The sequence below is a fragment of the Streptomyces sp. SAS_272 genome (genome assembly GCF_052543235.1).
Genome location: NZ_JBMNDR010000115.1, coordinates 1 through 22,570, shown reverse-complemented (window position 1 = coordinate 22,570; position 22,570 = coordinate 1). Strand labels below are relative to the sequence as shown.

Genomic DNA, 22,570 nt, shown 5'->3' with positions numbered 1-22,570 from the left:
GCGCCGACCCCGGCGCCCTGCGGGTAGCGGTAGCCGAGAGCCACGTTGAGGATGCCGCGCTGCGGGCCGCCCGCGGAGCCGGGCGGCGGGGCGAAGCCCGGGTGGCTGTGCTCGGCGGACCGGGCGGCGGCCCGGGCGCTGGTGGCCTCCGCGACGGGACGGCGCTCGGCGTCGTAGGTGTCGAGCAGCTCGTCCCCGGCCCAGCCGTCGAGCACGGCGGCCAGCTTCCAGGCGAGGTTGTGCGCGTCCTGGATGCCGGTGTTGGAGCCGAACGCCCCGGTCGGCGACATCTCGTGCGCCGAGTCACCGGCCAGGAACACCCGGCCCGACCGGTAGCTGCGGGCGACGCGCTGTGCGGCGTGCCAGGGCGCCTTGCCGGTGATCTCCACGTCGAGGTCGGCGACCCCGACCGCGCGGCGGATGTGCTCGACGCACCGCTCGTCGGTGAACTCCTCGAGCGTCTCGCCGTGTTCGGGGTGCCAGGGGGCGTGGAAGACCCAGTTCTCGCGGTTGTCCACCGGCAGCAGGGCGCCGTCTGCGTCCGGGCTGGTCAGGTAGCAGACGATGAAACGGCGGTCGCCCACGACGTCGGCCAGACCCCGGGAGCGGAAGGTGAGGCTGACGTTGTGGAACAGGTCTCCGGGGCCGCTCTGACCGATGCCGAGCTGCTCCCGGACGGGGCTGCGGGGGCCGTCGGCGGCGACGAGGTAGTCCGCGCGGATGGCGAGGTGCTCACCCGTCTCCCGGCTCTTGGCCACCGCGCCGACGCCGTGGGCGTCGGTCTCGAACGACATGAGCTCGGTGGAGAACCGCAGATCGCCGCCGAGTCGTCGGGCGTGGTCGAGCAGCACCGGCTCCAGGTCGTTCTGGCTGCACAGGCACCAGGAGCTGGGGCTGAAGCGGGCCAGGCCGCCACCCGGGTCGATGTCCCGGAACAGCCATTCGCCGGCGTCGCCGACGAGGGTGGGCGCCTGCAGGATGCCGTGGTTGTCGGCCAGCGTGGCCGCCGCGTCCTGGATCCCCCGCTCCACGCCCGCCACCCGGAACAGCTCCATCGTGCGGACGTTGTTGCCGCGGCCGCGCGGATGGATGGAGGTGCCGGCGTGGCGCTCCACCAGCAGGTGCGGTACCCCCAGTCGTCCGAGGAACAGCGAGGTCGCCAGGCCCACCAGGGAGCCGCCGACGATGAGGACCGGGACCCTGAGGGTGGGGGGACCGGCCTGTCCGGCTCGTTCGTTCATCACTCTCGCCTCCAGCGCGTCGTGTCCGCCGACCCGGCCGGATACGGCGGAGACCACATGCATGCCCCGTGGAGCTGACGGCGCTTCAGGCTTCACCCGGCTGCGTCGCGGCACGGGAACGCTCGCCGCGGTCGTCGCGAGGGCCCGGGAGGGGCGGAGCGGACGCGCCCTCAGCGACCCGCGCGGCCGACGCCGTCGACGCGACCGACGGGGTCGGCGCCGCCGGGGCGGTCGAGGTAGAAGCGGACGGTCGTCCCGTCGTCGGCGGTGTGCACCCGCACCAGGTCGGCCACATAGTGCACGAGCATCAGGCCCCGGCCGCCGATCTGACCGTGCTCGGGCGGCCTGCGGCCGGCCAGCGGGTCGATCATCCGGCCCGCGTCCCGGACCTCGCCGACGACCTGTCCCCCGTCCTCCCAGACGGCGAGCGTTCCACGTCCTCCACCGTGCACCACGCTGTTGGTCGTCAGCTCCGCCACCGCCAGCTCGGCGTCGGTCAGCCGCTGCCCCGTCAGACCCAGCCGTGCGGCGCGCTCCACCGCGAAGGCGCGGGCCGCGGCCAGCTCCTGCGCGCCGAAGGAGAACTCCGCGGCGTCCGGCGCGGGCGGCAACGGCCGGTTGTAGCGGGCGACGACGGAGCGCCAGTCGTAGGCGTCGCTCGCCGCCTCCGTGTCGCCGGTCAGCACGGTCGGGTGGGTGATCCGCGCGTCCGCCAGCACCTCTTCGTCCAGGCCCATCTCGTCGTACGGGCACAGGACGGTCACCGCGCGGCCCTCGAAAGCCGCGTTGATCAGCGCCTCGTGCTGGGCGCACGCGGGGTACTCCAGGGGGCTGCGGCCCGGCCAGATCGGCTCGCCGATGATCCGCACCCGGCCGTGCCGGTGGCCGTCGGCGAATCCGCGGAGCACCTTGGGGATGATCCGGCCCGGGTTGCGGCCCGCCTCGGTCATGTCCAGCAGGAGGACGGCCCGCGCGTCCGCGCCGAGGGCCTCCCTGATCAGCTCGAGGTTGGGGCCGGGCACGGCCACCGCCACCGGCTCGCCGACGTCCAGGCCCTCCTGGACGAAGGACACCGTCCGGTCCACGTACTCCCGCGCGGAGCGGTAGAACAGCGCGGGGTGCTCGAACGTCCCGTGGATCGCGACCGTGCTCATCGCGGCGCCACCTCGATCCGGTGCAGGCCCGGCCAGAACAGGCTCAGCACCCTCGGTACCTGCGGCGGCGGATACTCGACGACCACCCGGCCCCCGGGCAGGCCCAGGGCCGTGACGGCGAGCGCCGCGACTCCGGCCACGTCGACGAACGCGACCTCCGACAGCTCCACGTAGGACACGTCGGCGTGCCGCCGGGCCAGGCCCGCCAGGGCCTCTTCCCACGGAGAGCGGCTGACCGAGCTGATCTCGCCCCGGGCCCGGATGCCGGGCCGGCCGGGCAGCGAGACCACCTCCAGCAATGCGGTCCCGCCGTGCGGCAGCCCGAATCCGCCGGCGTTCTGCGGGGCGTTCACCACCCGCGGCCTCCCTCGCTGTGCGCCGGCGTGTCCCGGCGACCGTGCGGCACGCCATCACCCGTCTTCTCCAGGACGGCCTCCACCGCAGCCCCTACCCGTCCTCGGCAGCCTAACGCCGCTCCTGCGGGTGCGTTGCCGGAACCGGACGTAGCGTGGCATGCACGGAGCAACGGACGCGGACGACGGTCGAACCCCTGGGGACGCGATGTGCTGGAGTGCGACGGCCGATCTGGTCGCGGGGGCCGGCCTGCTCGCCCTCGGAGGGGTCGCGGTGGCCCGGGTTCACCGCCGCCGGGACCTTCCGCTGGCCGCGTTGCCGCTGCTCCTCGGCGCGCACCAGATCGTGGAGGCCTTCGTCTGGGACGCGGGCGGGGGCAACGGAGCCGCCACCGTCGTCTGGAGCGTGATCGCGCTGCCGCTGCTGGCGGTGTGGGTGCCCATGGGGGTGTGGTGCGCGGCCCCTCCGTCCGCCCGGCGCGGCGTCTCGTTCGCGCTGGCCGTCGGCGTCGCGACCGCCGTGCCGCTCGCGTACGGCATCGCCGCCGGTCCGGTGACCGCCGAGCTCCGCGGCCACCGGGTCGGCTACCTCGTCGACCTGCCGTACCCGCCCGTCCTGATCGCGGGCTATCTGGTGGCCACGGTCGGTGCGCTGCTCCTGTCGGGCGACCGCCGCCTGCGAGCCCTCGGGGCGGTGGTCGCCGCGGGCGCGGCCGGGTGCTTCGCGCTGTGGCGGCTGGAGTTCGTGTCCACCTGGTGCGCCTTTGCCGCGGTCTGCTCGGTGATGCTGCTCGGCTGGGCCCGCGCGCCACGTCGTGAGGTGAGTCACATCTTCCGTCGATCGCAACTTTAGTTGAAAGTTCTGGCATCTAGGGTCACACAGCCCTCCGCGGAGCCTTCCGCCCCTCGCCCGGCAACTGGAGCGTTCCTCCATGACCGACAGGTCTCCCACGGTGCCCGCCCCGCCCTCCGCCGCCACCGGCGCCACCACCGACGCCGCCGCTGCCGCCACCGCCGAGTACGCCCGCGTCTACGCCGAGCAGCAGCCGCGGCTCGTCGCGTACGCCCGCTCGCTCACCAGGAACGCCTGGACCGCCGAGGACCTCGTCGCCGAGGCCCACTTCCGCGTGTGGCGCCGACTGGCCGCGGGGCACGAGATCGACAACGTGCCGGCCTACCTGAGGACGACGGTGCGGCATCTCGCGATCGCCTCCGGGAGCACGGCGCGCGAGGCCCCGAGCGACCCGCAGGCGCAGGCCCAGGAACGGGCCGAGACGGGCACGCACGGGGAGGATCCGGCCGAGCGGGTGGCCGGCGTCGATCTGGTGGTCCGGGTGCTCGGCCAGTTGCCCGAGCGCTGGGTGAAGGCGCTGTGGCTGGCGGAGGCGGAAGGGCAGCCGCTGGCGGCGATCGGGCCGCAGCTCGGCACGAAGGACGGCGCGACGGCCGTCCTCCTGCACCGGGCGCGGGAAGGCATGCGCCAGGCGTTCCTGCGGGCGCAGACCGGCGCTCCCGACGACCCCGCGTGCCAGGTCCACTGGGCCAGGATGCCGGCGTACGTCCGCGGCGCCGCGACCGCGCGCCAGAGCGAGCGGCTGCTCGGGCACGTCGACACCTGCGACGCGTGCCGCGCGTCGCTCGCCGCCCTGATGCGCGCCAACGACCGCCTGCCCGCTTTCGTCGGCCCGGCCCTGCTCGTCCTCGCCCTGGGCGGGACCGCCAGGTTCCTGCCGGTCTTCACCGCGGCGTCGGCCGGTGTGACCGGCACGGTCGGCGGCCACGGTGCGGGCCTGCTGCACGGGATGCGGCATGCCGTGTCCACCGGCGCCAGGACGCCCACGGCGGCGACGGCGGGCGCGCTCGTGGTGGGCGCCGCCGTGGTGTGTCTCGTCCTCGGCTGGACGGACTCCGCGCCGGCGCCGCACCCGCCGGCGAGCGGGGCGCCGGTGGCCGAGGCTCCGGTCGACGAGGGCCCGGTGACGGGGACAGCGGTGTCGTCGCCTCCGCCGTCACCGACCGCGGCGCGGGCCGAAGACCCCGGCACCTCGGTGCAGGAGGCCGACGCCGAGGGAGCAGGCCCGCGCGGACCGAAGACCGTCGCCGCGCCGCGGGACGGCACCGCCGCGGCCGAACATGCCGCGCGACGGCCCGCGTCCGCCGCGGACGCCACGGCGCGACCCACGCCCGCTCCGAGGGACGAGCCCTCGACGCGAGCCCCGCAGGAGACACCGCCGCCGGGCGAAGACAGCGGCGGCACGCCGGAATCCACCCCACCCGCCAAGGACCCCGCCCCCAGCCCCCCGCGGACGGCTGACCCCGAACCCGAAGACCCCGAACCCACCGACGACGACGGGCACAAGGGGCACGAGGGCCACGAGGGTGTCGGCGGACACGGCGGACACGGGAAAGGCTCAGGGCGCGGCGGCTGCCCGGCCGGCCCCCCGCTCAACGGAGCCGGAAACCCGACGGACCGGCAACGGCACCCGCGTCCGCAGGCCGGGACGGTCCCGGACCGCGAAGCCGGCCGCCCCGACGGTCCACCCGCCGCACGCCCACACTGAAGCTCGACGCGGAACACCGGAACGCCGGGACACCGAACGCCGGGACAGCGGGACAGCGGGACAGCGGGACAGCGGGACAGCGGGACAGCGGAACCCAACGCCGAACGCAGCGAAGGCGAGACGGCGGGCCCCAACGCGAACGCAGCGACGGTGCGGCACCAACGCCGGACGCCGGGACGGCCGGGGGTCAGGCGAGGGCTGCCGCCGTCAGCGCGGCGGCCTTCGCCACCAGGGGGTTGTCCGTGGGTCCCGCAGGATCGTGCTTGGTCGACAGGACCGCCAGGACGAGGGCGGGCCGCCCGGGAGGCCAGACCACGCCCACGTCGTTGGCGACCCCGTAGGCCTGCCCGCCCCCCGTCTTGTCGGCGAGCGTCCAGTCCTCGGGCAGACCGGCCCGGAAACGTTCGGTGTTGGTGGTGTTGGCGATCAGCCACCCGGTCAGCCGCCGTCGGTCCGCGGACTGCAGAGCCCGGCCGAGCACGAGCCGCGCGTACGTCAGCCCGATCGCGCGTGGCCGGGTGGTGTCGGTGCGCCGCCACGGCTCCGCCGAGTTCAGCGCGGGCTCGTACCGGTCGAGCCGGGTCGTCCGGTCCCCGAGCGAGCGGCAGAACCGGGTGATCGCGGTCGGGCCGCCCAGCTCGCGCAGCAGAAGGTTCGCCGCCCCGTTGTCGCTCTCGGACACGGCGGCGGCACACAGTTCCTCGACGGTCAGACCGCCCGCGATGTTCTCGGCCAGCCCGGTGACCGGCGCGTACCCGGCGTCCGTGACGTCCTTTTCGGTGTAGTGGATCCGCCGGGCGAGGTACCGGCCGTCGTGGTCGAGGTCGCGCAGGACCGTCGCCGCGGCGAGCGTCTTGAACACCGAACACAGGGGGAAGCGCTCGTCCGCGCGGTACTCCGCGGTACGTCCCGTGGCGGTGTCGAGGGCGAAGACGCCGAGCCGCGCGGAGTACTGCCGCTCCAGGTCGCGCAACCGCCGCGACAACGCGGGACTGCCGGGGGCCGGCCCTCGTGCGGGCGGGGCCGCGGCGCGCGCGGCGGCGGACGGCACGGTCGCCAGCGCGGCCCCCGCGCCCGCGCCGAGGGCCAGCACCGCACGCCTGCGCGGTCGTGACGCCGGACGGACCGCCGCTTCGGCCCGGTCCGTCTCCTTCGTCTCGTGCATACCGTTCTCCTCATGCATTCCGTACGTTCCCGAGGTCGTGATCTCTGTTCCGCTACCCCGAACGGGACGACGGCAGGCCGGGTCCGGGCCGCTCAACGCCGTTCGACGGCCCTGCCCGTGGCTCGACTCGGCGTCCACGTGCGGCGAGTGCGGAAACCTGCCGTTCACTGCCTGAGGGACCGTGGGAAACACGCGGTTCCTAGCATCCGGTCGAGCACGCCAAGGCACCGTCCCGCTCGTCCACCGCCTCCGCAGTCCGGGGATTCCCGCCCCGGCTCTCGAAGGGCTGATCATGACGACCACCGAGTCATCCCCCACCGCGGCCCGGCCGACGTCCCCCGCCAGTCAGGCGACGAAGGAGACCCTGGAGGACTACACCCTCCGTTTCGCGCCCCGCAGTTACCGACGCTGGACCCCGATGGTCGTCGCGACGACCGCACTCGGCGGCATCGCCTACATGGCCGACTTCTCCATCGGCGCCGGCATCGGACTCGCCCACGGCACCGGCAACGCGCTGGTCGCGATCGCCGTCGCGGCAGTCGTCATCTTCGTCACCGGCTTCCCGCTCGCCTACTACGGCGCCCGCTACAACATCGATCTGGACCTGATCACCCGCGGCTCCGGATTCGGCTACTACGGCTCGGTGCTGACCAGCGTCATCTTCGCGAGCTTCACCTTCATCTTCTTCGCCCTCGAGGGCTCGATCATGGCCCAGGGCCTGAAACTCGGGCTCGGACTCCCCCTGTGGCTGGGCTACCTGGTCTCCACGCTCATGGTGATACCGCTGGTGATCTACGGCATGAAGGCGCTCAGCAGACTCCAGGTGTGGACGACGCCGATCTGGCTGCTGCTGATGGTCGGCCCGCTGGTCTACCTGGTCGCCGACGACCCCGGCACCGTCGACCGCTTCCTCGCCTACGCCGGCACCGACGGCGCGGGCGGGGTCGACACCGCGTCCGTGCTGCTGGGCGCGGGCGTGTGCCTCTCGCTCATCGCGCAGATCGGAGAGCAGATCGACTACCTGCGCTTCATGCCGCCCAAGACCGAGGCGAACAAGCGCAGTTGGTGGACCGCCGTCATCATGGCAGGACCCGGCTGGGTGATCCTCGGCGCGCTCAAGCAGGCCATCGGCGTCTTCCTCGCCGTGTACATCATCGCCCGGGTCGGCGCGGACGCCGCTCCCGAGCCGATCCAGCAGTTCAAGGGCGCGTTCGACGCGATGATGCCGTCCTGGCTCGTGGTCCCGCTGGCCGTGGCACTCGTCGTGATCAGCCAGATCAAGATCAACGTGACCAACGCGTACTCCGGCTCTCTGGCCTGGACCAACTCCTTCACCCGCGTCACCCGGCACTACCCCGGCCGTATGGTCTTCGTCCTGGTCAACCTCGGTTTCGCGCTGGCCCTGATGGAAGCCGACATGTTCAGCTTCCTCAACGACATCCTCGGCTTCTACTCGAACTGCGCCATCGCCTGGGTGGTCACCGTCGCCACCGACATCGGCGTGAACAAGTACCTGCTCGGACTCTCGCCTCTGCAGCCGGAGTTCCGGCGCGGCATGCTGCACGCCGTGAACCCGGTGGGCGTCGTCGCCTTCGTCGCCGCGTCCGGCCTTTCCATCGCGATGTACTTCCACGCTCTCGGCGACACGCTCCAGCCGTACTCCCCCGTCGCCGCGGCCGTCATCGCGTTCGTCCTCACGCCGCTCATGGCCGCCGTCACCAAGGGCAGGTACTACCTTCGCCGCACGGAGGACGGCATCGACGAGGGCCTGCTCGACGCCGACGGCAACCCGGCGGCGACGACGTACGACTGCCACGTCTGCCGGCAGCCCTACGAGCGCCCCGACGTCGCCGCCTGCCTGACCCATGACGCGGTCGTCTGCTCCCTGTGCCTGAGCACGGACAGGACGGGCGACCACGTGCTGCCGGAGCAGGCTCCGGCGGTCTGAGCCGTCGCCCGGCAGCGACGAGGGGCCGCCCCGCTCCGTGATCGCGGGCGCCCCCTCGCCGGCCGGGCGTGGGTGGTCGCTGGACGTCAGGGCCGGGCGACCGGGCGGAAACCCCGGGACGCCGAGCCGTGGCGCGCGCGCCGCACCGAAGGAACGCCGTGCGCCGTCCCGCCCGTCGTGGTCATCGGGTCACCGTCCATTTCTGCTGAGCGGCGCCGGTGCAGGTCCAGATCTGCAGCCGGGTGCCGTTGGCGGCGGCTCCGCCCGCGGCGTCGAGGCATTTGTTCGCCTGCGGGTTGACGATGTCCCGCGCGGCGGGGAGGGCCCACTGCTGGGCGGCGGTGCCGTTGCACTCCCAGAGCCGGACGGGGGCGCCGTCCGCCGTGCCTCCCGAGGCGACGTCCAGACACTTGCCGAGCGCGCGGATCGTGCCGTCGGCCCCCACCGACCACTGCTGGGCGGCGGTGCCGTTGCAGTCGTACAGCTGCACGGCCGTGCCGTCGGAGGGGTCGGCCCCGGCCACGTCCACGCACTTGCCGCCGATCCCGGTGATCCGCCCGGCGGCCGGCTGGGCGGTGTCGGCGCTGACGCGGACGTAGTCGACGAGGAGCTGCTGCGGGAACACCGTGCCGCCGTCGGGGTCGCCGGGCCAGTAGCCGCCGACCGCGAGGTTGAGGATCAGGAAGAAGGGCTTGTCGAAGACCCATCGACGTCCGCCCAGGTCGGCGGGGGTGCGCCGCTGGTAGACGGCGCCGTCGACGGACCAGGTGATCGCGTTCGGGCTCCAGTCGACGGCGAAGGTGTGGAAGGCGTCGGCGAACGCCTGTCCCGCGGGCAGGGCGTATCCGGCGCCGATGCCGCCGGAGCCCGAGTAGCCCGGGCCGTGCAGCGTCCCGTGCACCGTGGACGGCTCGAAGCCCACGTTCTCCATGACGTCGATCTCGCCCGAGTCGGGCCAGCCGACCCGGCCGATGTCGTCGCCGAGCATCCAGAACGCGGGCCACATGCCCTGGCCGCGCGGGATCTTCATCCGGGCCTCGACGCGGCCGTACGTCGTGGTGAACCGGCCGGCCGTGTTCAGCCGGGCGGAGGTGTACTCGCACCGCCCGTACCAGCAGGGGTAGTTGCCGGGGTTCTCCCGTCGCGCGGTGACCACCAGGTGGCCCTGTCCGTCGAGGGCGGCGTTGCGGTTGCCCGCGGTGTAGTACTGCCGCTCGTGGTTGTCGACGTTGTCACCGGTCTCGGTCTGCCATTTCGCCCCGTCCACGGCCGCGCCCGCCGGCCCGTCGAACTCGTCGGAGAACGTGAGGGCCGCCGCCCGGGCCGCGGGAGCCCCGGCGGAACGCCCCGCGGGTTTCGCCGCGGGCGGTGACGCGCCCTGCGCCGGCAGCGCGGACAGCGCGGCGAACGCCATGAGCGAGGCGAGGGAGACCAGCAGGCGCCGGGTCAGGCGCGGAGAGTTCATGACTCTCCCTTCAGGGGGGAGGAAGGGGTCAGCTATGGCATGCGCATGACAGATCGCGACGGGTCGCGAGGGAGCAGCGGGTCGCAGGAAGCCGTGCCGACCGGGTGGGGGTGAGCGAACCGGCCCTGACGGGGGCTTAGTTCACTACGTGATTTAAGAAGTGAGCGATGCCTGTGTCAAGGGTTCCGGTAGGGACCGCTCGTGCCGATGTCCGGGGCGGTCACGCACGACGATCGCGGTGCGAGGAAGATGGTCGACCATGACCGGACGGATCTTCATCGACAAGCAGAGCCCCAAGGCCTACCACGCGCTGGTCCAGACGTCCGAGGCGGTGCGGGCGACCGCCGCCGAGGCCGGCCTGGAGCGCATCGTCGTGGAACTCGTCAACCTGCGTGTCTCCCAGCTCAACGGCTGCGCCTCCTGCCTCGACGTGCACACCAGGGCGGCGCTGCGCGCGGGTGAGGACACCCGGCGGCTGGGCGTCCTCGCCGCCTGGCGGGACACCGGCCTCTTCACTCCCCTGGAACGGGCGGCCCTGGCGCTGGCGGAGGCGACCACCCTGCCGGCCGACGCCGCCGCACAGGAGGCCGCCTACGCCGACGCCCGCGCGGTGCTCACCGACGACCAGATATCGGCGGTGATCTGGGTGGCCGTCACCATCAACGCCTTCAACCGCGTGTCCGTGCTCAGCAAGCATCCCGTGCACTGAGCCGATCGGGGGCCGGGTTCGACCGTCGGTGCGTCCGGTGAGAATCGTGGGGTCCGGTGATCGTCGTCCGCCTCTGGAGGTCTCGTCCATGCCCCACTCCGACGCCCGCGGCGCACGGGACTTCATGGACCGGGAGCCGGCAGGGGCGCCGTTCGGCCGGGGGTTGACGGGCCCGGGACCCTACGAGGCGTTCCTGGGCGAGCTGGCGGGGCGGCGCGTGCTGGATCTCGGCTGCGGAACGGCCCGTCGCGCCGCCCTGCTCGTGCGGGAGCACGGCGCCGTCGTGGACGCCGTCGACCCGGCGGCGGACGCGATCGGGCGGGCCCGCGCCGCATACGGGTCCCTGCCCGGGCTGCGGCTCTTCCACGCCGCCCTCGACGCACATCTGCGGACGGCCGAGCCCTACGACGTGATCTGCTCCGCGGACGGCGTCCCGCCCGGCGACCTGCGCCGACTGCTGCCCTCGCTGGCGACCGCGCTCGCACCCGGAGGGGCCCTGTGCCTCTCCGTACCGGACGACGGCCCGCCGACGGTCCCGACGACGGCTTCGGCGACGGTTCCGCCGGCGACGCCCGCGCCCGGCGCATGGGAGACGCTGCTCGCCGAACACGGGCTGCGCGTCGAGGAGTCGGTCACCCTGCGCGCGTCCGGCCCCGCGGACCCGCCCGGCCCCGCGGACGGGACCGGCCACCGCCTCGTGCGGGCACGGCGCCCCCTGCGCGTCCACGCCCGTCCCCGCGGCGGCAGGCCGCCCGCAGCGCATGCCGCGATCGGCGTCGGCGCCATCGTGCACGGCCCCCGCGGACTGCTCCTGGGCCGCCACCGCGGGGGAACTTGGGAATTGCCCGGCGGCACGGTGGAACCCGGCGAGTCCCTGCGGGACACGGTCGTCAGGGAGTTGCGCGAGGAGACCGGGCTGCGGGCCGCCCCGTCGGACGTCCGGCTGCTGGGCACGTTCCTCGACGAGGCCGGCGGCATCGTGCGGATGACGGTGGGCGCCGTGGTGACCCGCTGGGAGGGCGAGCCGGCCGACCAGCCGGACGAGAGCGTCGGCGACTGGCGCTGGTACTCCCTCGACCGGCTGCCGCCGGCCCTGTTCGAGTGCAGCGCCCAGTCCCTCGCCGTGTGGCGTCCGGACCTGCCGATCGACCACGCCCCGGCCCACTTCACGCCCTACGGCTCCTGACCGGACGGCGGTGCGCGTCGGCCGCCCGGGCCCGGCGCCGTGCCGGGTCGGGCGGGGCCGGTGACTGCGGGGCGGTGAGGGCGACGCCGGTGAGGCGATAGCACAAAGGCGTCCACGGCGCGGCCGGACTGCGGATCGAGCCACCCGGAATCGTGCCTTTCCTCACCCGTTCTCGTGGACTCCCCGCTCACCTCCCGCGGGTCGTTCCCGCAGGTCGTGGGAGAGTGACGGCCGGAATCAGACAGGGGGCCTGTGACGCATCGACAGAAACGTCCTGGAGCAGCCGGAACGCCTCCGCGCCGGACGTGTCCGGCGCTGCTGGTCGCCCTGGCAGTCGTGGCCGGTGCGACGTTCGCGGGAACGGCCCCGGCCGACGCCGCGACCTGGACCGGCGTGGCGCCGGGCGTGACGTACCGCCAGTACGACCTGGCCGCGGCCGCCGGCACGGCGCATGCGCATGTGCTCGGCGTCGACCTCGCCAACCCCCGTGTGCGCCTGGGTCTTTTGCACCCGGGGGCGATGGCCGCCCGCGCGACCGTCTCCTCGCTGGCCGCCCGGCAGAAGGCGGTCGCCGGCGTCAACGGCGACTTCTTCGACATCACCGAGGCGCAGCACCCGGGCGTCGCGGCGACCGGGGCGAGCGTCGGTCCGGCGGTCGCCGGCGGACGGGCGTTGAAGGGGGCGGTCCCGGACGCGCAGCGGTTCGGCCCCGCGCCGCCGCCGCGCACGGACACCAGGGCCGTGGTCGGCGTCGGCGCCGACGGCAGGGCGAGGCTGGACAGTCTGACCCTCGACGGCTGGTACACCGTCGTGGGCCGGCGCATGCCGCTGGGCGGTGTCAACCAGTACGCGTTGCCGGAGAACTCGGTCGGCGCGTACACCTCGGACTGGGGCAGCGCCTCGCGCCGTCGGGCGACCTGCGGCTCGGACACCGCGCGGGCCGCGCCGTGCAGCACCAGCACCTACGAGGTGACCGTGCGCAGAGGGCGGGTCGTGTCGGCCTCGGTCACGCCGGGAAGCGGCGCGATCGCCGCCGGGAGCACGGTCCTCGTCGGACGGGAGGCGGGAGCCCGGCGCCTGAGAAGGCTCGCCATGGGGCAACAGGTGGCGGTGCGCTACGCGCTGACGTCCGCGTCGGGGTCCCCCTACGGCTTCGCCGTGGGCGGCATTCCGGTCCTGTCGGCCGGTCGGCCGCTCGCCGGTCTCGACACGTCGGTCTCCGCGGTGCGCACGGCCGTCGGCATCGGCGACGGGGGACGGCGGGTCTTCCTCTTCGCCCTGGACGGCGCCGCCCGGTACCGCAGGGGCCTGACGATCGCCGAGGTCGCCGTCGCCCTCAGGAGCCTCGGCGCGACAGAGGGCTTCGGTCTGGACGGCGGCGGGTCCTCGACCCTGGTCGCCCGTCAGCCGGGCGCGGCCGCCCGCGTCACGGTCCGCAACCATCCGTCCGACGGGGCGGAGCGGCCCGTGGCGAACGGCGTCGGGGTCTTCGTCGGCTGACCCGCGGTCGCCGGGATCACCGGACTCACCGGGCTCACCGGGCTCACCTGCTGATCCCGGCGGCCGCGGAGTCTTACGGCCGTAGGCCTCCGACGATGTCGGCCGTCGCCGTGAGGCCGCCGGCGATGGTGGGGGCCATGCTGGTGCCGGCCAGGAGGAATCCGAGCAGCAGGCAGACCAGGGCGTGCGAGACCTTCAGTCCGCCGTTGCGCATGAAGATCACCGCCAGAACGAGCAGCAACAGCACCACCGAAATCGAAACGGCCACCGTCGACCTCCTCCACGTCCGTTTTCACAGCGTTCGGCCGTAAGTGTGGCGTAAAGAAGGTTTCGTCCGGGCGGCTTGCCCGTCCGCCGAAGGAGTGGTGTCACGGAGAAGCCCGCCCCTGGCGTGCGCCTGGGGCGGGCTTTCACCGGGTGACGGTCGCGGTCTCAGGGGGCCCGCAGGTCGACGAGTTCGGCGACGGCGGCCCGGTGGGCGCCGGCGGTGCCGTACGCGATCGAGTCGGCCTTGGCCCGCTTGAGGCACAGGTGGACGGGGTGCTCCCAGGTCATGCCGATGCCGGCGTGCAGTTGCAGAGCCTCCTCGGCGGCGCGCACGGCGACGCCCGCCGCGTAGGCCTGCGCGACGGCCGTCGCGAGGTCGGCGTCCTCGCCGTTCGCCAGCGCGTCGGCCGCGGCGCGGGCGGCGGCCCGGAGGTTGACGACCTCCAGCCACAGCTGCGCCAGACGGTGCTTGAGGGCCTGGAAGCCGCCGACGGGCCGGTTGAACTGCTTGCGCTCTTTCAGGTAGCGCACGGTCTCGGTCAACGCCCACTCGGCCAGGCCGAGTTGCTCGGAGGCGAGGAGTCCGGCCCCGGCCCGCAGGGCGCGCCGCACGGCGGGTGCGGCGTCTCCGAGTCGACGGCCGGCAGAGACCCCGGAGAGGGTGACGGTCGCGAGGGGCCGGGTGAGGTCGAACGACACCTGCGGGGTGAGCGTCACGGCCGAGGCGTCGACCGCGTACAGGCCCCCGTCGTCCGCGGGCACCAGCAGCAGGTCGGCGGCCACGGCGTCGGCGATGCCGGTCAGCTCGCCGGACAGCAGCCCGTCCTCGAGTCGTACGGCCGGGAAGGCGGCGCCGGGCGCGATGTGCAGCCCCACGGCGAGCGCTCCGACCGTGGTCGCCGACGCCAGCCCCGCGAGCAGGTCGTCGGCGCCGCACTCCAGCAGCGCCTCGGTGGCCACCACCGCGCTCGTCAGATAGGGCACGGGCGCAACCGCCCGCCCCAGTTCCTCGAGGACGACGGCCGCCTCCCGGTGGGTGGCGCCCTGTCCTTCCAGCTCCTCCGGGATCAGCAGCCCGGCGAGGCCCATGTCGCCGGTGAGCGTCTTCCACAGGGAGACGTCGTGCGGGGCGTCCGACTCGGTCCGCGCGATGACGCCTGCCGGGTCGAGGCGGTCGGTCAGCAGGTCCCGGACCGCCGACCGCAGCGCCTCTTCCTCTTCGGAGTAGAGAAGATCCGGCTGTGTGCTCATCGGGCGAGGTCCTTCCAGGCGACGTCCTTGTCGGTGCGCGGCTCGGACGGCAGGCCCAGGACGCGCTCGGCGACGATGTTCAGCAGGACCTCGCTGGTCCCGCCCTCGATGCTGTTGCCCTTGGAGCGCAGGTAGCGGTACCCGGCGTCGCGGCCGGTGAAGTCCACGAGCTCCGGGCGGCGCATCGTCCAGTCGTCGTACAACAGGCCTTCCTCGCCGCGCAGTTCCACCTCCAGGCCGCTGATCTCCTGGTTCAGACGGGCGAAGGCGAGCTTCATGCCGGCGCCCTCGGGGCCGGGCTGGCCCAGGGCGAGCTGCTGGCGCAGGCGTTCGCCGGTGAGGCGGGCCACCTCGGCCTCGACCCACAGCTTCAGCAGCCGCTGGTGCAGGTCGTGGGTGCGCAGATCGGGGCGTTCGCGCCACGTCCTGGCGACCGGGCCGATCATGCCGCCCTCGCGGGGCAGCCGCATGCCGCCGATGGCGACGCGTTCGTTGTTCAGCGTGGTCTGCGCGACCCGCCAGCCCTCGCCGACCTCGCCGAGGCGGCGCGCGTCGGGGATGCGCACATCGGTGAGGAAGACCTCGTTGAACTCGGCCTCGCCGGTGATCTGGCGCAGCGGGCGCACCTCGACGCCCGGGTCGGTCATGTCGCAGAGGAAGTAGGTGATGCCCGCGTGCTTGGGCACGTCCGGGTCGGTGCGGGCGATGAGGATGGCCCAGCGGGCGACGTGCGCGCTGGAGGTCCACACCTTCTGCCCGTTGACGACCCAGTCACCGTCGTCCGCACGGACGGCGCGCGTGCCGAGGGCGGCCAGGTCGGAGCCGGCGCCGGGCTCGCTGAACAGCTGGCACCAGACCTCTTCGCCCGTCCACAGCGGCCGCAGGAACCGCTGCTTCTGCTCGTCGGTGCCGTACTTCAGGATCGTCGGAGCGGCCATGCCGAGGCCGATGCCGATGCGCCGGGGATCGTTGTCGGGGGCGCCCGCGGCCTCCAGCGCGGCGTCGACGGCGGCCTGGAGGGAGCGGGGGGCGCCGAGGCCGCCGAGGCCTTCCGGGTAGTGCACCCAGGCGAGCCCCGCGTCGAAGCGGGCCCTGAGGAAGTCCGTCCGGCCGGTCGTGGCGGGCGGGTGGTCGGCCAGCAACTGCGCTGTGCGGCGCTGGAGTTCGGCTGCGTCGGTCATACGGCGGCTCCGTTCTGCGGTACGACGGCGACCCGCCCGGTGGTGACGCCGTCGGCGACCCGCTGCACGGCGGCCGCGGCCCCGTCGAGCGGTGTGCGCTCACTGATCAGCGGCTTGATCGCACCCCGGGCGGCCAGGTCGGTGAGCTGCTCGTGGCAGTGCTGGACCAGCTTCGGGTTCTTCGTGTTGTACAGGCCCCAGTGCAGGCCGAGGATCGCGTAGTTCTTCACCAGCGCGTGGTTCAGCGCGGGGTTCGGGATGGTCCCGCTCGCGAAGCCGACGACCACGATCCGGCCCTCGAAGGCGACGGTCTTCGCGGACTGCGTGTAGGCCTCGCCGCCGACCGGGTCGTAGATCACGTCGGCGCCCCGGCCGCCGGTGGCCTCCTTCACGGCGGCGACGACGTCCTCGGCCCGCCGGTCGATCACCGTGTCGCAGCCGAGCTCCCGGGCGACGGCCGCCTTCTCGGCGCCGCCCACGACGCCGATGACGGTCGCGCCCGCCGCCTTCCCGAGCTGTACGGCCGCGCTGCCGACGCCTCCGGCGGCGGCGTGGACGAGAAGCGTCTCGCCGGCTTCGAGGCGGGCCCTTCGGTGCAGACCGAACCAGCCGGTCTGGTAGCCGATGTGCAGGGCGGCGGCCTCGGCGTCGTCCAGCGACTCGGGGGCGGGCAGCAGGGCCGCGGCGTCCGCGACGGCGTACTCGGCGAAGCCGCCGTGCGGCAGGACCGGGTTGGCGATCACGCGGCGGCCGTCCTCGGTCTCGCCGCAGATCTCCACGCCCGGGGTGAACGGCAGCGGCGGCCTGACCTGGTAGTGCCCCCGGCACATCAGCACGTCCGGGAAGTTGATGTTCGCGGCGCGCACCCGGAGCAGGACCTGGCCGTCGCCGGGCGTGGGCCGCTCCACGTCCGCGAGCCGCATCACCTCGCTCGGCTCGCCGTTCTCGTGCACCTGCCATGCCTGCATGCGGAGCCTCCACGGGACTGCGTCGTCGGACCCTGGTCCCGTGCATACTAAGCGGTCGCTTGCCCTCCGGGGAACCGTTGCGTGCGTCACCTCTGCGACGGCCGCGCCCGCACGTGCATCCGCTCGCCCTGCGGCCCGAAGAGGCTGAGGAACTCGGCGGGCCCCTCGCCCGTCGATCCGAACCAGTGCGGCACGCGCGTGTCGAACTCGGCCGCCTCCCCCGCCGTCATCACCACGTCGTGCTCGGCGAGCACCACCCGCAGCCGCCCGGACATGACATAGAGCCATTCGTAGCCCTCGTGGGTGCGCGGCTCCGGCTCCTCCTCGCGCTGCGGCACCAGCACCTTGAACGCCTGCAGTCCGCCGGGCTGCCGGGACAGCGGCCAGAAGGTGCGTCCGTGCCGCGTCAGGGGCTTGGCGCGCACCCGGGGGTCGCCGACCGGGGGCGCCCCGACCAGCTCGTCCAACGGCACCTGGTGGGCCTGCGCGATCGGCAGCAGCAGCTCCAGGCTGGGCTTGCGCAGCCCGGACTCCAGCCGCGAGAGGGTGCTGACGGAGATGCCGGTCGCCCCGGACAGCGCCGCGAGCGTCACCTCCCGCTCCTTGCGGATGCGGCGCAGCCTGGGCCCGACCTCCGCGAGAACGCCATCGGTAGTCATGGCCCCATTTTGCAGAATCGGCAAAGACGTTTGTCAATGGCGCGGGCTGGCGACGACGGTGGCGGCGGAGGTGGTCACGGTGACCGAGAAGTTCGAAGTGATCGTCGTCGGCGGCGGCGCCGCGGGGCTGTCCGCGGCGCTCGTCCTTGGACGGTCCCGGCGCAGCACGCTGGTGATCGACGCGGGAGAGCCGCGCAACGCGCCCGCAGCGCACATGCACGGCTATCTGTCCCGGGACGGCATGTCCCCCGCCGAGTTCCTGGCCGTCGGTCGCGAGGAGATCGCGCGGTACGGCGTGCGGCTGGTGCGCGACCGGGCGGTGGACGCGACCCGGGCGGACGGCGATGAGGGCTTCGCCGTCCGCCTCGCGGGCGGGCGGACGGTGCACGCCCGGCAGCTCGTGGTGGCGACCGGCCTGAAGGACGAACTGCCGCCGGTCGCGGGGCTCGCCGAGCGCTTCGGACGGGACGTGCTGCACTGCCCCTACTGCCACGGCTGGGAGGTCCGCGACCGGGCCTTCGGCGTGCTCGCCACGACCCCGCTGAGCGTCCACCAGGCGCTGGTCGTGTCCCAGTGGTCGAAGGACGTGGTCCTGTTCCTGCACACGTTGCCCGAGGAGGAGCTGACCGGCGAGGACCGGCGCCGACTGGCCGCGGCCGGAGTGGCCGTCGTCGCAGGCGAGGCGGCCGCCGTGGTCGTGGAGGACGACCGGCTCACCGGCGTGCGGCTCGCCGCGGGCGGCCCCGGGGAGGGCCGGACCCACGACCGCGAGGTCCTGTTCGTCGCGCCCCGGGCGGTGCCGCAGACGGACCTGCCGGCCCGGCTCGGCGCCGAGATGACGCAGACCCCGTTCGGCGCCTACCCCGTCGTCGACGCACGGGGGCTGACCACGGTGCCCGGCCTGTGGGCGGCCGGCAACGCGTCGGGCTTCGCCGAGCAGGTCGTGAACGCCGCCAGCCGCGGCTACCGGGCCGGCGCCGCGATCAACGGGGAGCTGCTGACGGCGGACCTCGACGCGGCCGCCGCGGCCGCCGCGCTCACCGGGACGGTCCGGCCGACGGGGGCAGCCGGGCCCACCGGGACAGCCGGGCCCACCGGGACAGCCGGAGCAGCCGGAGCAGCCGGGGTGTAGTCACCGGCTCCCCGTTGCACCATGGCTGCATGTTGCTGACCCGGCTCGCCGACGTGTCCCGGGAAGTCGCCGCCGTCCCGGCGCGCTCCCGCAAGATCGCCCTGCTCGCCGAACTCTTCCGGGAGGCGGACGCGGAGGACGTCCCCGTCGTCATCCCCTATCTGGCCGGGCGACTCCCCCAGGGCCGCCTGGGCGTCGGGTGGAAGCTGCTGAGCCGCCCGGTCGCCCCGGCCGACGAACCGACCCTCTCCGTGCGGGAGGCGGACGCCCTGCTCACCGAGCTCGGCACGGTCTCGGGCCCCGGGTCGCAGGCCGAACGGGCGCGTCTGGTAGGCGAGTTGATGAGCGCGGCCACCGCGGACGAACAGCGGTTCCTGCTCGGCCTGATCACCGGCGAAGTCCGGCAGGGGGCCCTGGACGCCGTCGCCGTGGAGGGCCTGGCACAGGCGACCGGCGCGCCCGCGGGGGACGTACGGCGGGCGGTGATGCTGGCCGGGTCGCTGCAGTCGGTGGCGCGGGCGCTGCTCGCGGACGGCCCCGCGGCGCTGGAGTCGTTCCGGCTCACCGTGGGCCGCCCGGTGCAGCCGATGCTCGCGCACACCGCGTCGTCCGTCGCCGAGGCGGTCGGCAGACTCGGCGCGTGCGCGGTGGAGGAGAAGCTGGACGGCATCCGCGTCCAGGTGCACCGCGACGGCGACGACGTGCGCCTGTACACCCGCACCCTGGACGACATCACCGACCGTCTGCCCGAGGTGACCCGTGCGGCGCGGGAGCTGGCGGGGTCGCGGTTCATCCTGGACGGCGAGGTCATCGCCTTCGACGGGGCGGGCCGCCCCCGCTCGTTCCAGGAGACCGCCGGACGGGTCGGCTCCCGGGTGGACGTGGCGACGGCCGCGGAGGCGGTGCCCGTCTCCCCCGTGTTCTTCGACGCGCTGTCCGTGGACGGCCGGGACCTGCTCGACCTGCCCTTCGCCGAACGGCACGCGGAACTGGCCCGGCTGACGCCCGAACCTCTGCGGGTCCGCCGCACGCTCGTGTCCGGCCCGGACGACGTCGAGGCCGCGGAGGAGTTCTCCCGGCTGACGCTGCTGCGCGGCCACGAGGGCGTCGTCGTCAAGGCGCTGGACGCGCCCTACAGCGCCGGCCGGCGGGGGGCGTCGTGGCTGAAGGTCAAGCCCGTGCACACCCTCGACCTGGTAGTGCTGGCCGCGGAATGGGGCCACGGGCGGCGCACCGGCAAGCTCTCCAACCTGCACCTCGGCGCCCGCACGCAGGACGGCGATTTCGTGATGCTCGGCAAGACCTTCAAGGGCATGACCGACGCGATGCTGGCCTGGCAGACGGATCATCTGCGGGGGCTGGCCGTCGAGGAGAACGGGTACGTGGTGACCGTCCGACCCGAACTCGTCGTCGAGATCGCCTACGACGGGCTGCAGCGCTCCTCGCGCTACCCGGCCGGCGTCACCCTGCGCTTCGCCCGCGTGCTGCGCTACCGCGAGGACAAGCGGCCCGAGGAGGCGGACACGGTGGAGACCCTGCTCGCCGCCCACCCGCAGGTGCGCCCGTGACCGCGCGCCGAAGTGCCGGCCTGCTGCTGTTCCGGCGCACCGGAGCGGGCCTGGAGGTGCTGTTGGGTCATATGGGCGGCCCCTACTTCGCGAAGAAGGACGCCGGCGCGTGGACAGTCCCCAAGGGCGAGTACGAGTCCGACGAGCCCGCCTGGGAGGCGGCCCGGCGCGAGTTCCGCGAGGAGCTGGGGCTGGCCCCGCCCGACGGCGAGCCGATCGCGCTCGGCGAGGTGCGGCAGACCGGCGGCAAGACCGTCACGGTGTGGGCCGTCGAGGCGGATCTCGACCCGGCCGCCGTCGAGCCGGGCACGTTCGCCATGGAGTGGCCGCCCCGCTCGGGACGTACTCGGGAGTTCCCTGAACTCGACCGGGTGGCCTGGTACGGCCTGGAACACGCGCGTGAGGTGATCGTCACGGCGCAGGCCGCGTTTCTCGACCGGCTGGCGGAGCACTCGTCACAGGGCGCCTGAGCGGACGCGCACGCGTTGCGGTGTCCGGTGCGGCGCGCGAAGGTCGGAACACAGCCAGCTCCCCAGGAGGTCGGTCATGCCCATCGCGACGGTGAACCCGGCGAACGGCGAGACGCTCGAGACGTACGCGGCCATGGACGCGGAGGAGCTGGAACGCCGGCTCCAGCTCGCCGAGGCCACCTTCCGCACGTACCGGACGACGACGTGTCCCGAACGCGCACGGATGCTGAACCGGGCCGCCGACCTGCTCGACGAGGATCAGCGGGACATCGGCCGGACCATGACCCTCGAGATGGGCAAACCGGTCGTGCAGGCGCGGGCCGAGGCGGCGAAGTGCGCCCGGGCGATGCGCTGGTACGCCGAGCACGCGCAGGAGCTGCTCGCCGACGAGGAGCCGGCCGCCGCCGATGTGAAGGACTCCGGCGGTTCGCGCGCAGTGGTCCGGTACCGGCCGCTGGGTCCGGTGCTCGCGGTGATGCCGTGGAACTTCCCGCTGTGGCAGGTCGTGCGGTTCGCCGCGCCGGCGCTGATGGCGGGCAACGTGGGGCTGCTCAAGCACGCCTCGAACGTCCCGCGGACCGCGCTGTACCTCGATGAGCTGTTCCACCGGGCCGGCTTCCCCGCGGGCTGCTTCCAGACCCTGCTGGTCGGTTCGGGCGCGGTGGACGACCTCCTGCGCGACGACCGCGTCAAGGCCGCGACCCTGACCGGCAGCGAGCCCGCCGGACGGGCCGTCGCCGCCACCGCCGGCGAGATGATCAAGAAGACCGTGCTGGAACTGGGCGGCAGCGACCCGTACGTGGTGATGCCGTCGGCGGACGCCGACCGGGCGGCCGAGGTCGCGGTGACCGCGCGTGTGCAGAACAACGGCCAGTCGTGCATCGCCGCCAAGCGGTTCATCGTTCACACGGACGTGTACGACGCGTTCCTCGAGCGGTTCGTCGCGGGCATGGCGGCGCTGAGGGTCGGGGATCCGCTGGAGGAGGAGACGCAGGTCGGCCCGCTGGCGAGCGAACAGGGGCGGTCGGACCTGGAGGAACTGGTGGACGACGCGCGGCGCTCCGGGGCCGAGGTGCTGTGCGGGGGCGAACGGCCCGACGGGCCCGGCTGGTACTACCCGCCGACCGTGCTGGCCGGTGTGACGCGGGAGATGCGCATCCACCGCGAGGAGGCGTTCGGGCCGGTGGCGACCGTGTACCGGGCGGCCGACCTGGACGCGGCGGTCCTCATCGCCAACGACTCGCCGTTCGGCCTGAGTTCCAACGTCTGGACGCGCGACGAGGCCGAGGTCGACCGGTTCGTCCGGGATCTGGAGGCCGGCGGGGTGTTCGTCAACGGGATGACCGCGTCCCATCCGGCGTTCCCGTTCGGCGGGGTGAAGCGGTCCGGATACGGCCGTGAGCTGTCCGGGCACGGAATCCGGGAGTTCTGCAACATCACCACGGTTTGGCACGGTGCGTGAGCGCCGCGCGGCTACGATCCCGGATGTGAACCGCGAAGTGACCCTGCCCCTGATCGTCGACGACCGCGGGACCCTGCAGGTGGCCGCGGCGGACGTGAGCAAGCTGCTCCGCACGCTCGGGGGCCGGTGGCTGCATCTCGTCGAGGCCGGGGCGGAGGGTCTCGACGAGGACACCGTCGCCGCGCTGACGATCGAACTCGCCAAGCTCGCCGACCGGATCGACGTGGCCTGCATCGCGCACAGCAGCGGAGGCGCGCCGTAGCCGCGGCCGGCGCGCGGTCGCGGCCGCGAAGGCACTGACGGAACGCCGGACCGGCGGGCCGTCCGCGA

Annotated in this window: 21 protein-coding genes; 11 read left to right on the top strand and 10 right to left on the bottom strand. The window is 73.9% G+C overall.

Annotated elements, in window-relative coordinates; all coding sequences use genetic code 11:
- The 3 genes from ACN6LD_RS38220 to ACN6LD_RS38210 form a co-directional block, all read right to left on the bottom strand.
- Positions 1-1,241 (bottom strand): FAD-dependent oxidoreductase (locus ACN6LD_RS38220; RefSeq protein WP_445045563.1); only part of this gene is annotated, 1,241 nt, incomplete at its 3' end.
- Between the two features lie 170 nt (positions 1,242-1,411).
- Positions 1,412-2,395, bottom strand: a complete 984-nt coding sequence (locus ACN6LD_RS38215) for an anti-sigma factor RsbA family regulatory protein (protein WP_319197474.1) — start codon at positions 2,393-2,395, stop codon at positions 1,412-1,414.
- The gene (locus ACN6LD_RS38210; RefSeq protein WP_445045562.1) at positions 2,392-2,748 is read right to left on the bottom strand and encodes an STAS domain-containing protein; all 357 of its coding nucleotides are present in this window, start codon (positions 2,746-2,748) and stop codon (positions 2,392-2,394) included. The genes ACN6LD_RS38215 and ACN6LD_RS38210 overlap by 4 nt, the downstream gene beginning before the upstream one ends.
- Before the next feature lie 208 nt (positions 2,749-2,956).
- Here ACN6LD_RS38210 and ACN6LD_RS38205 point away from each other — a divergent pair, with 208 nt between their 5' ends.
- The gene (locus tag ACN6LD_RS38205) at positions 2,957-3,601 is read left to right on the top strand and encodes a DUF6629 family protein (RefSeq protein ID WP_445045564.1); all 645 of its coding nucleotides are present in this window, start codon (positions 2,957-2,959) and stop codon (positions 3,599-3,601) included.
- 79 nt (positions 3,602-3,680) lie between these two features.
- On the top strand, positions 3,681-5,309 hold the full coding sequence (locus ACN6LD_RS38200; protein ID WP_445045561.1) for a sigma-70 family RNA polymerase sigma factor: 1,629 nt from the start codon (positions 3,681-3,683) through the stop codon (positions 5,307-5,309).
- Positions 5,310-5,496: 187 nt separating this feature from the next.
- Here ACN6LD_RS38200 and bla read toward each other — a convergent pair whose 3' ends face one another.
- Positions 5,497-6,474, bottom strand: coding sequence for a class A beta-lactamase (gene bla / locus ACN6LD_RS38195; RefSeq protein ID WP_445045560.1), 978 nt, complete (start codon positions 6,472-6,474; stop codon positions 5,497-5,499).
- A 292-nt stretch (positions 6,475-6,766) separates the two neighbouring features.
- On the opposite strand from bla, the gene ACN6LD_RS38190 reads away from it, so the two are divergent.
- The gene (locus tag ACN6LD_RS38190) at positions 6,767-8,422 is read left to right on the top strand and encodes a purine-cytosine permease family protein (RefSeq protein WP_445045559.1); all 1,656 of its coding nucleotides are present in this window, start codon (positions 6,767-6,769) and stop codon (positions 8,420-8,422) included.
- A 181-nt stretch (positions 8,423-8,603) separates the two neighbouring features.
- Here ACN6LD_RS38190 and ACN6LD_RS38185 read toward each other — a convergent pair whose 3' ends face one another.
- Positions 8,604-9,887 (bottom strand): ricin-type beta-trefoil lectin domain protein, encoded by a 1,284-nt coding sequence (locus tag ACN6LD_RS38185; RefSeq protein ID WP_319189120.1) that lies wholly within the window; start codon positions 9,885-9,887, stop codon positions 8,604-8,606.
- Positions 9,888-10,146: 259 nt separating this feature from the next.
- Here ACN6LD_RS38185 and ACN6LD_RS38180 point away from each other — a divergent pair, with 259 nt between their 5' ends.
- From ACN6LD_RS38180 to ACN6LD_RS38170, 3 genes are all read left to right on the top strand, one after another.
- On the top strand, positions 10,147-10,596 hold the full coding sequence (locus tag ACN6LD_RS38180; protein ID WP_445045558.1) for a carboxymuconolactone decarboxylase family protein: 450 nt from the start codon (positions 10,147-10,149) through the stop codon (positions 10,594-10,596).
- An 88-nt stretch (positions 10,597-10,684) separates the two neighbouring features.
- Entirely contained in the window at positions 10,685-11,782 is a 1,098-nt protein-coding gene (locus tag ACN6LD_RS38175) for a bifunctional class I SAM-dependent methyltransferase/NUDIX hydrolase (RefSeq protein ID WP_445045557.1), read from the top strand.
- 252 nt (positions 11,783-12,034) lie between these two features.
- Complete coding sequence (locus ACN6LD_RS38170; protein WP_445045556.1) at positions 12,035-13,282, top strand: phosphodiester glycosidase family protein; 1,248 nt, start codon at positions 12,035-12,037, stop codon at positions 13,280-13,282.
- A 73-nt stretch (positions 13,283-13,355) separates the two neighbouring features.
- On the opposite strand, the gene ACN6LD_RS38165 is transcribed toward ACN6LD_RS38170, so the two are convergent.
- From ACN6LD_RS38165 to ACN6LD_RS38145, 5 genes are all read right to left on the bottom strand, one after another.
- Complete coding sequence (locus ACN6LD_RS38165; RefSeq protein ID WP_266719273.1) at positions 13,356-13,550, bottom strand: hypothetical protein; 195 nt, start codon at positions 13,548-13,550, stop codon at positions 13,356-13,358.
- Between the two features lie 164 nt (positions 13,551-13,714).
- Positions 13,715-14,800, bottom strand: coding sequence for an acyl-CoA dehydrogenase family protein (locus ACN6LD_RS38160; protein ID WP_445045555.1), 1,086 nt, complete (start codon positions 14,798-14,800; stop codon positions 13,715-13,717).
- Positions 14,797-15,981, bottom strand: coding sequence for an acyl-CoA dehydrogenase family protein (locus ACN6LD_RS38155; RefSeq protein ID WP_445045554.1), 1,185 nt, complete (start codon positions 15,979-15,981; stop codon positions 14,797-14,799). The genes ACN6LD_RS38160 and ACN6LD_RS38155 overlap by 4 nt, the downstream gene beginning before the upstream one ends.
- The gene (locus ACN6LD_RS38150) at positions 15,978-16,949 is read right to left on the bottom strand and encodes an NADPH:quinone oxidoreductase family protein (RefSeq protein ID WP_445045553.1); all 972 of its coding nucleotides are present in this window, start codon (positions 16,947-16,949) and stop codon (positions 15,978-15,980) included. The genes ACN6LD_RS38155 and ACN6LD_RS38150 overlap by 4 nt, the downstream gene beginning before the upstream one ends.
- Positions 16,950-17,035: 86 nt before the next feature.
- Complete coding sequence (locus tag ACN6LD_RS38145) at positions 17,036-17,608, bottom strand: helix-turn-helix domain-containing protein (protein ID WP_319189130.1); 573 nt, start codon at positions 17,606-17,608, stop codon at positions 17,036-17,038.
- Between the two features lie 70 nt (positions 17,609-17,678).
- On the opposite strand from ACN6LD_RS38145, the gene ACN6LD_RS38140 reads away from it, so the two are divergent.
- The 5 genes from ACN6LD_RS38140 to ACN6LD_RS38120 all read left to right on the top strand — a co-directional run bounded on the left by ACN6LD_RS38140 (position 17,679) and on the right by ACN6LD_RS38120 (position 22,502).
- Positions 17,679-18,740, top strand: a complete 1,062-nt coding sequence (locus ACN6LD_RS38140) for an NAD(P)/FAD-dependent oxidoreductase (protein WP_445045552.1) — start codon at positions 17,679-17,681, stop codon at positions 18,738-18,740.
- A gap of 29 nt (positions 18,741-18,769) precedes the next feature.
- A complete protein-coding gene (locus ACN6LD_RS38135; protein WP_445045551.1) occupies positions 18,770-20,308 on the top strand; it encodes an ATP-dependent DNA ligase in 1,539 nt (512 codons plus the stop codon).
- Positions 20,305-20,778 (top strand): NUDIX domain-containing protein, encoded by a 474-nt coding sequence (locus ACN6LD_RS38130; protein WP_445045550.1) that lies wholly within the window; start codon positions 20,305-20,307, stop codon positions 20,776-20,778. Before ACN6LD_RS38135 ends, ACN6LD_RS38130 begins: the two co-directional genes overlap by 4 nt.
- Positions 20,779-20,854: 76 nt before the next feature.
- Positions 20,855-22,240: an NADP-dependent succinic semialdehyde dehydrogenase gene (locus tag ACN6LD_RS38125; RefSeq protein ID WP_445045549.1), complete on the top strand. Its 1,386-nt coding sequence runs from the start codon at positions 20,855-20,857 to the stop codon at positions 22,238-22,240.
- Between the two features lie 25 nt (positions 22,241-22,265).
- Entirely contained in the window at positions 22,266-22,502 is a 237-nt protein-coding gene (locus ACN6LD_RS38120; protein WP_057580803.1) for a DUF6213 family protein, read from the top strand.
- The last annotated feature ends 68 nt before the right edge of the window (positions 22,503-22,570 follow it).

Bases quoted from the DNA above. Each gene is read 5' to 3' on its own strand.
- ACN6LD_RS38215 (WP_319197474.1), bottom strand. From the start codon at position 2,395: ATGAGCACGGTCGCGATCCACGGGACGTTCGAGCACCCCGCGCTGTTC.
- ACN6LD_RS38205 (WP_445045564.1), top strand. From the start codon at position 2,957: ATGTGCTGGAGTGCGACGGCCGATCTGGTCGCGGGGGCCGGCCTGCTC.
- ACN6LD_RS38200 (WP_445045561.1), top strand. From the start codon at position 3,681: ATGACCGACAGGTCTCCCACGGTGCCCGCCCCGCCCTCCGCCGCCACC.
- bla (WP_445045560.1), bottom strand. From the start codon at position 6,474: ATGCACGAGACGAAGGAGACGGACCGGGCCGAAGCGGCGGTCCGTCCG.
- ACN6LD_RS38190 (WP_445045559.1), top strand. From the start codon at position 6,767: ATGACGACCACCGAGTCATCCCCCACCGCGGCCCGGCCGACGTCCCCC.
- ACN6LD_RS38185 (WP_319189120.1), bottom strand. From the start codon at position 9,887: ATGAACTCTCCGCGCCTGACCCGGCGCCTGCTGGTCTCCCTCGCCTCG.
- ACN6LD_RS38180 (WP_445045558.1), top strand. From the start codon at position 10,147: ATGACCGGACGGATCTTCATCGACAAGCAGAGCCCCAAGGCCTACCAC.
- ACN6LD_RS38175 (WP_445045557.1), top strand. From the start codon at position 10,685: ATGCCCCACTCCGACGCCCGCGGCGCACGGGACTTCATGGACCGGGAG.
- ACN6LD_RS38160 (WP_445045555.1), bottom strand. From the start codon at position 14,800: ATGAGCACACAGCCGGATCTTCTCTACTCCGAAGAGGAAGAGGCGCTG.
- ACN6LD_RS38155 (WP_445045554.1), bottom strand. From the start codon at position 15,981: ATGACCGACGCAGCCGAACTCCAGCGCCGCACAGCGCAGTTGCTGGCC.
- ACN6LD_RS38150 (WP_445045553.1), bottom strand. From the start codon at position 16,949: ATGCAGGCATGGCAGGTGCACGAGAACGGCGAGCCGAGCGAGGTGATG.
- ACN6LD_RS38145 (WP_319189130.1), bottom strand. From the start codon at position 17,608: ATGACTACCGATGGCGTTCTCGCGGAGGTCGGGCCCAGGCTGCGCCGC.
- ACN6LD_RS38135 (WP_445045551.1), top strand. From the start codon at position 18,770: ATGTTGCTGACCCGGCTCGCCGACGTGTCCCGGGAAGTCGCCGCCGTC.
- ACN6LD_RS38125 (WP_445045549.1), top strand. From the start codon at position 20,855: ATGCCCATCGCGACGGTGAACCCGGCGAACGGCGAGACGCTCGAGACG.